Here is a 6,001-nt window from a genome sequence, read left to right on the forward strand (position 1 = left end):
GTGCCGCTGGGGGTGGCGCTCGTGGGCGGCGGCGGGGGAGCGGCGCTGGTGCTGGCGCTGGCGGCGACGACCGCGCGGGCCGCCGACGCCGCCGGCGCGGTGGCGCTGTCGGGGATGGCGCAGTCGGTGGGGTACCTGCTGGCGGCGGCCGGGCCGGTGCTGGCCGGGGCGCTGCACGCGGCGACGGGGTCGTGGACGCCGACGCTGGTGCTCGTGGCCGCGGCCGCGGCGGGCCAGGCGCTGGCGGCGCGGCGGGCGGGGGCCGACGAGGTCGTCCCGCGCGGGTGAGCCCCCGCGCGGGCGGGCCCTCAGGCTCCGGCGAGCTCGAACCACACCTTCTTGCCCAGCGGGCCCTCGTCCAGCTCGGTGCCCCAGCGGCTGGAGAGCATCTCGACCATGGCCATGCCGCGCCCGCTCTCGGCGTCCTCGCGCTGGGCGCCGATCAGCGGCATCCCGCCGCCCTCGTCGGAGACCTCCAGGCGCAGCGAGCCGCCGTCGCGGCTCAGGGCGACGCGCACCATGCCGGAGCCGTGCACGACGGCGTTGGTGACGACCTCGCTGGAGAGCAGCAGCAGGGCCTCGACGGTGTCCTCGGAGACCTCCGAGCTCTTCACCCACGGCGCGCACCACTCGGAGATGAGCCAGCGCGCCACGCCCACGGACCGGGGGGAGGGCGGGAGGACCACGTGGAACACCGGCCCTCGACCTCCCGCTGCCGTCCGTGCGCCGCAGCTGCTCCGCGGCGCGTGGTCCTGACGCGCCGGACCTGTGGGGACAGTCATCGCCGCGTGACTGACAGTCAATCACCCGGCGGCCCGGTTGTCCCCGCACGGCTCACACCGGCAGGTCCACCCCCGCGACCTCCAGCACGGTGAGCACCGCCAGCGCCGCGCACACCACGCCCCCGACCCGGCTGACCGTCGCCACGCTCAGCCTGCGCATCAGGGTCGCCCCGACGGCGGCCGCCAGCGCCGAGACCACCAGCAGAGCCGCCCACGCGCCGGCGAACACGGACAGCGGGTCGTCGTAGCGGGCCGCCAGCCCGGCGGTGAACAGCTGCGACAGGTCCCCCCACTCGGCCAGGAACACCACCCCGAAGCACGCCGCCACCGCCCGCAGCCCGCGCGCGCCCCCGTGCACCTTGCGCTCGTACTCGTGCAGGGCGTCCTCCTCCGCCTGCCGCGCCTTGGCCGCGCCGCGGAAGAGGGTCACCGCCCCCAGCGCGAACAGGGCGGCGGCCACGGCGGCCACGGGGCGGTCGGGCAGCGCCGACAGCAGCCGGCCGGCGACCACGGCGATCGCGCTCTGCACGGCGAACGCCAGGCCCACCCCCACCCACGCCGTCAGCGGCCGGTAGCGGGTGGCGAGCACGAGCGTCGCCACGAACGTCTTGTCGGGCAGCTCCAGCAGCAGCACGGGCAGGAAGCTCGCCAGGACGACGGCGGGGTCCACGGTTCGGGTCGGTCCTCTCCGGCGCCGCGCGCCGCGGCGGGAGCCCGGCACGCACGCGCCACGGGCACCCCGGCGCGCGCCGGCGGTGCGTGGGCGTGAACGGTGCCGAAGGTCTCGCCCACCCGCGTCGCGGGCTCACCGACCGGGCCCGCAGGGCCAGCGTGTCGACCGGTGACGTGCGGGCTACTCCCCCTCGTCGCGGCCATTGCAGCACACCGCGCACCGCGGCGGGAAATCCCCGGCGGGCCCGGCCGGGGCCGCGAGCGGACCCACGGGGAACCGCTGCGGCGCAACGCCTCCGCGGCCGGTGGTTCTTCGGCGGGGCGCGCCGCGGCACCCCGGGGCACCGGCGGTGCGCCCTTCGGCGGGGCGAAACCGGCGGCGCGGGCGCGCCTGGGAGGCTGGGCCGGTGCACCGACCCCCCGCCCGCCCCGAGCGGACCACCGAGCGGACCACCGAGCGGACCCGCCCGTGAGCGCCGACGCCCTCGCCGCGCTCGCGCCGGCGACCCTGGTCCTGCTCGTCCTGGCCGCCTTCGGCGCCGGCTGGGTCGACGCGGTCGTCGGCGGCGGCGGCCTCGTGCAGCTGCCCGCGCTGCTGCTGGTGCCCGGCATGGACCCCGTGCAGGCCCTGGCCACCAACAAGCTCGCCGGGGCGATGGGCACCGGCACCAGCTCGGTCACGTACTACCGCCGCGTCCACCCGAACCTGCGCACCGCGGTGCCCACCGCGCTGGTCGCCGCCGTCGGCGCCGCCGGCGGGGCGCTGTGCGCGGCCGCCGTGCCCGACGGCGTCCTGACGCCCGTCATCCTCGTCGCGCTCGTGCTCGTGGCGGCGTACACGCTGCTCAAGCCGGACCTGGGCGGGGTGACGGCGCTGCGCTTCAGCGGCCACCGGCACACCGCCGTCGCCGCGCTCACCGGCGCGGTCATCGGCTTCTACGACGGCATCGCCGGCCCGGGAACGGGGGCGTTCCTGGTGTTCGCGCTCGTGGGGCTGCTCGGCTACGCGTTCCTGCAGGCCAGCGCCACCGCGAAGATCGTGAACCTGGCCACCAACGTGGGGGCCCTGGCGGTGTTCGCCGCGCACGGCTCGGTGCTGTGGCGCCTGGGCCTGCTCATGGGCTGCGCCAACCTCCTGGGCGGGTACCTGGGGGCCCGCACCGCCGTCTCCGCGGGCAGCCGCTTCGTGCGCGCGGTGTTCCTGGCCGTCGTCGCGGTGCTGGTGGTGCGGCTGGGCTGGCAGGTGCTGGCCGGCTGAGCGGGACGGGCGGGACGGGTGCGCCGCACGGGTGGGCGGAGCCCGGCGGTGCCGCCGCGCGCTTACCCTGGGGACGGCCGGGGCGTCCCCCGCCGGGACCGAGCGGAGGTGACGCGGTGAGCCCTGTGCCGCCGCAGGACGGCGACGAGCTGGAGCTCTCCGTCGAGTACGAGGCCGAGCGGCTGCGCTGGCAGTTGGCCATCTCCGCCGGCGGGGTGGGCGGCTTCGACTGGGACCTCCTCACCGGCCGCCTCACCTGGGACGACCGGCTCGTGGAGCTGTTCGGCCACGACCGGCGCACCTTCCGCGGCACCATCGAGGCCTTCGACGAGCGCCTGCACCCCGACGACCTGCCGCGGGTGCGCCAGGCCCTGGCCGACTGCGCGCGCACCTGCGGCGACTTCGAGGCCGAGTACCGCGTGGTGCTGCCCGGGGGCACCACCCGCTGGGTGCAGGCGCGCGGGCGGGCGCTGGCCGACCGCGCCGGCCGCGCCGTGCGCATCCTCGGCGCCGCCTACGACACCACCGACGCGCACGACGCCGGCGCCCGCACCGCCCGCGTGCTGGAGACGATGTCGGCGGCGTTCTACCTGCTCGACGCCGACTGGCGCTTCGCGTACGTCAACGCCGAGGCCGAGCGGCTGCTGGGCCGCCCGCGCGAGGAGCTGCTGGGCGGGGTGGTGTGGGAGCTGTTCCCCGGCGCCCTCGGCGCCGCCTTCGAGCGCGAGTACCGCCGCGCCGCGGCCACGGGCGAGCCGGTGACCTTCGAGGCGTACTACCCGCCGCCCCTGGACGGCTGGTACGAGGTGCGCGCCTGGCCCGGCCCCGACGGGCTGTCGGTGTACTTCCTGGACGTCACCGCCCGGCGCCGGGCCCGGGAGGAGGCCGAGGCGGCCCGGCGGGAGGCCGAGGCCGCGCGCGCCCGCGCCGAGGAGGCCGCCGAGCGGCTGAGCCTGCTGGTGCGGGTGGGCGAGGACCTCTCCGCCACCCTGGACACCGAGGAGGCCGTCGGCCGCCTGGCCCAGCACCTCGTGCCGGCGATCGCCGACTGGTGCCTGGTCACCCTCGTCGACGAGCAGGGCGCGCTGCGCGACATCGGCTCCTGGCACGTGCGCGAGGAGCTGCGCGAGCTGGTCGAGCAGTACCGCCGCGCCCGGCTGCGCGCGCTGGGCGAGCAGGCCCCGCTGCACCGCGCGCTGCGCACCGGCCGGCCCGTCACCGCCGAGCGCGACGGCACCGCCGCCCTGCTGGAGGTGCTCGAGCCCGGCCCGGCGCGCGAGCTGCTGCGCCGGCTGGCGCCGGAGTCGTTCGCGATCCTGCCGCTGCGGGCGCGCGGGCGCACCGTCGGGCTGGTCAGCCTCTTCCGCGGCGCGCAGCGGGCCCCCGTCCCCCCGCAGGACCTGCTGACGGCCGTGGAGATCGCCGACCGCGCCGGCCTGGCGCTGGACAACGCCCGCCTGTACACGCAGCAGCACCGCATGGCGGAGGGCCTGCAGCGCAGCCTGCTGACCGCCCCGGTGGAGCCGGACCACGTGCAGGTGGCGGTGCGCTACCAGCCCGCGGCGGCGGCCGCGCAGGTCGGCGGCGACTGGTACGACGCCTTCCTGACCCCCGACGGCTCCACGGTGCTCGTCATCGGCGACGTCATGGGCCACGACGTGGAGGCCGCCGCGGCGATGGCGCAGGTGCGCAGCCTGCTGCGCGGCATCGCGTACTCCAGCGGCGCGGCGCCGGCCACCGTGCTGGCCAGCCTGGACGCCACGATGGAGGGCCTGGCGGTGCAGACCACCGCGACGGCGCTGGTGGCGCGCCTGGAGCAGGTCGTCGACGAGCGCTCCCGGGACGTCACCCGGCTGCGCTGGTCCAGCGCCGGGCACCTGCCGCCGGTGCTGCTGACCCCCGACGGGACCGTCACCGCCCTGGCCGCGCACCCGACGCAGCTGCTGCTGGGGGTGGACCCGGCCGCCCGCCGCGCCGACGCCTCGATCACCGTGGACCGCGGCTCGACGCTGCTGCTCTACACCGACGGGCTGGTGGAGCGGCGCGGCACCTCGCTGGAGGACGGGCTGGCGCGGCTGCAGGACGTCGTGGCGGAGCTGGGCGGGCTGGAGCTGGAGGCGCTGTGCGACGCGCTGCTGGCCCGGATGGTGCCCGCCGGGCACGACGACGACGTGGCGCTGGTGGCGGTGCGCCTGCACCCCCTGGACCGCCCGAGGCCGGTGGAGGCGGGCCCCAACCGCGTCCCGGCGCACCCGCCCACGCCCGTCACCCCGCCGTCCGGGAGCTGACCGCGACGGCTCAGCGTGGCCGCAGGACGACCCCGCGTGAGCGCTGGGGGCGTGCGGGGGCGCCCGCGGCGGTCTCGCTGGCAGGGGTGCGGCCGGTGGGTTACACAAGACTCTCCCCGCTCCCGGAGGCGGCGGGGCTGGACGACGCGGCGCCACGGGCAGCGCCGCGGGGACGACGGGAGAGCGGGCCGTGCCACGACGACCGGAGGCCGCGCCGGAGCTCCCGGGTCGCGCCCTGCGACGGGCCATCCTCATCAGCGAGCGCACCGCGGCGGCCAACCGCCGCAAGGCGCGCGGGGTGTCGATCCGGCGCCTGCCGCTGACCGGCACGGTGGCCCGGCGGCGCCGGCGCCCGGAGCCCGGACCGCCCACCCCCGGCACCTGAGGGACGCGCTGCCGGGGTCCCGCCGGGGGGTCCAGGTGCTCAGGCGCCCGCGCCCGGCGACTGCCGCAGCACCCGGAACGCCACCTGCGTCACCGGCCCCAGCGCCAGCGCCATCACCACGGTGCCCACGCCGACGGGCCCGCCCAGCAGCCAGCCCGCCGCCAGGACCGCCAGCTCGATGAGCACCCGCGAGGGCCCCACCGGCCAGCCGCGCAGGTGGCAGGCCACCATGAGGCTGTCGCGCGGGCCGCTGCCCAGGCCGGCGCCGATGTAGACGGCGCCGCCGAAGCCCAGCAGGAGCACCGAGGCCGCCAGCACCACCGCGCGCACGGGCGCGGGCGCGGCGGGCAGGCCGTCCAGCCACGGGGAGGCCAGCAGCGCGTCCAGCGCCACGGCGATCGCCACGACGTTGAACAGGGTGCCGGGGCGCGGGCGCACCCCCAGGGCGCCGGAGACCACGAGCACCACCACCCCCACGGCCGCCACGACGGTGCCGTACGACAGGCCGGTGCGCTGGGCGACGCCGGCGTGCAGCACGTCCCAGGACGCCACCCCCAGCTGCACCTGCAGCGAGCCCCACACGCCGGTGGCGGACAGCGCCAGGCCGGCGAGGAAC

Annotated in this window: 6 protein-coding genes and 1 pseudogene; 4 read left to right on the forward strand and 3 right to left on the reverse strand. The window is 78.2% G+C overall.

Going from position 1 to position 6,001, the window contains the following annotated elements:
- Window positions 1–288, forward strand: a pseudogene (locus GTR00_RS12285) (CynX/NimT family MFS transporter); the annotation flags it as partial.
- 20 nt (window positions 289–308) lie between these two features.
- Here the strand turns inward: GTR00_RS12285 and GTR00_RS12290 are convergent.
- Window positions 309–695: an ATP-binding protein gene (locus tag GTR00_RS12290; RefSeq protein WP_166611907.1), complete on the reverse strand. Its 387-nt coding sequence runs from the start codon at window positions 693–695 to the stop codon at window positions 309–311.
- A 139-nt stretch (window positions 696–834) separates the two neighbouring features.
- Complete coding sequence (locus tag GTR00_RS12295) at window positions 835–1,452, reverse strand: TMEM165/GDT1 family protein (protein ID WP_166611908.1); 618 nt, start codon at window positions 1,450–1,452, stop codon at window positions 835–837.
- Window positions 1,453–1,923: 471 nt separating this feature from the next.
- On the opposite strand from GTR00_RS12295, the gene GTR00_RS12300 reads away from it, so the two are divergent.
- The 3 genes from GTR00_RS12300 (at window position 1,924) to GTR00_RS12310 (ending at window position 5,385) form a co-directional block, all read left to right on the forward strand.
- The gene (locus tag GTR00_RS12300) at window positions 1,924–2,712 is read left to right on the forward strand and encodes a sulfite exporter TauE/SafE family protein (protein ID WP_166611909.1); all 789 of its coding nucleotides are present in this window, start codon (window positions 1,924–1,926) and stop codon (window positions 2,710–2,712) included.
- 116 nt (window positions 2,713–2,828) lie between these two features.
- Window positions 2,829–5,000 carry a SpoIIE family protein phosphatase gene (locus tag GTR00_RS12305; protein WP_205705662.1) on the forward strand — a complete coding sequence of 724 codons (2,172 nt, stop codon included), beginning with the start codon at window positions 2,829–2,831 and terminating at the stop codon, window positions 4,998–5,000.
- A 190-nt stretch (window positions 5,001–5,190) separates the two neighbouring features.
- On the forward strand, window positions 5,191–5,385 hold the full coding sequence (locus GTR00_RS12310; RefSeq protein ID WP_166611910.1) for a hypothetical protein: 195 nt from the start codon (window positions 5,191–5,193) through the stop codon (window positions 5,383–5,385).
- Between the two features lie 39 nt (window positions 5,386–5,424).
- Here the strand turns inward: GTR00_RS12310 and GTR00_RS12315 are convergent.
- A partial coding sequence (locus tag GTR00_RS12315; protein WP_166611911.1) for a YczE/YyaS/YitT family protein occupies window positions 5,425–6,001 on the reverse strand: 577 nt, incomplete at its 5' end.

It is taken from the genome of Kineococcus indalonis (genome assembly GCF_009906395.1).
Lineage (GTDB): Bacteria > Actinomycetota > Actinomycetes > Actinomycetales > Kineococcaceae > Kineococcus > Kineococcus indalonis.